This is a genomic window from Kineococcus glutinatus (assembly GCF_039542765.1).
Taxonomy (GTDB): Bacteria; Actinomycetota; Actinomycetes; order Actinomycetales; family Kineococcaceae; genus Kineococcus_A; species Kineococcus_A glutinatus.
Map to the genome: position 1 here is coordinate 1 of NZ_BAABIL010000358.1, position 1,286 is coordinate 1,286.

The 1,286-nt window shown below is 77.6% G+C and carries 1 protein-coding gene; it reads right to left on the reverse strand.

Annotation, left to right across the window (positions count from 1 at the left end; genetic code table 11):
• On the reverse strand, positions 1–1,084 hold a 1,084-nt coding region (locus ABEB16_RS13500), incomplete at its 3' end, for a histidinol-phosphate transaminase (RefSeq protein WP_345712762.1).
• Positions 1,085–1,286 lie beyond the last annotated feature (202 nt).

Consider the following 1,286-nt stretch of genomic DNA (forward strand, 5'->3'; position numbering starts at 1 on the left):
CGAGCAGCAGGTCGTTCGACCCGGGCTCGGCGATCGTCACCCGCACGCCGTCCTCGCCGTAGGGGCGCACCGCGAGCCCCCGCTCGCCGAAGGCGGCCGCCACCCGCGCCGAGTCCGCCCCCACCGGCAGCCACACGAAGTTGCCGTCGGCGTCGGGCACCGGCCAGCCCTGCCCCCGCAGGCCGGCCAGCACGCGGGTGCGCTCGGCGACGAGGGCGTCCACCCGCGCCAGCAGCTCCCGCTCGGCCTGCGGCTGCAACGAGGCCACGACCGCGGCCTGCGCGAGGCCGGAGACGCCGAACGGGGTGGCGGCCTTGCGCAGGGCGCCCGCCACCTCCGGGTGGGCCACGGCGTAGCCGACGCGCAGCCCGGCGAGGCCGTAGGCCTTGGAGAAGGTGCGCAGCACGACGACGTTGGGCCGGTCCCGGCGCACCTGCAGGCCGTCGGGGACCTGCGGGTCGCGGACGAACTCCCGGTACGCCTCGTCGAGCACCACCGTGACGTCGGTGGGCACCGCGTCGAGGAACGCGGTCAGCTCCTCGCGGCGCAGCGCGGGGCCGGTGGGGTTGTTCGGGGAGCACAGCAGCACCAGCCGGGTGCGGTCGGTGACGGCCGCGGCCATCGCGGGCAGGTCGTGGCGACCGTCGGCGGTCAGCGGCACCGGCACCCCGACCGCGTCGGCGAGGCGCACCACGATCGGGTAGGCCTCGAAGGAGCGCCACGGCAGGACGACCTCGGCCCCCGGGTCGCAGGTGACCTGCACGAGCTGCGCCAGCAGCCCGACGCTGCCGGTGCCGGTGGCCAGGGACTCCACCGGCACCCCGAAGCGCTCGGCGATGGCGGTGGTCATCGCGGCGGCGGCCATGTCGGGGTAGCGGTTGAGGTCGGCGGCGGCGCGCGCCACGGCGTCGAGGACGCTCGGCAGCGGCGGGAAGGGGTTCTCGTTGGAGGACGCCTTGAAGGACGTGACGCCGGGTGCGGCCACCGCGGCCCTGCCGGCCACGTAGGCCGGCACCCCGGTGAGCAGGGACCGCAGGCGGGGCAGCCCGCGCGCGGGTGCGGGGTCGGCGCTCGGGGAGGTCATCGGAGCACCTTAGGCGGCCGCCGGCGCCGGGCGGTGCGTTCGCCACGTCGAACGGAGGGTTCAGCACGATGTACGGTGGGGAGGTGACCAGCGCCCCGGCGGACCCGGCGCCGACCGCCGACCCGGCGCGAGGGGCCGGCAGCGGCGTCGCCGCGGCCGTGGGGGCGCAGATCCGCCGCCGGCGCGAGCAGCTCCCCACGAG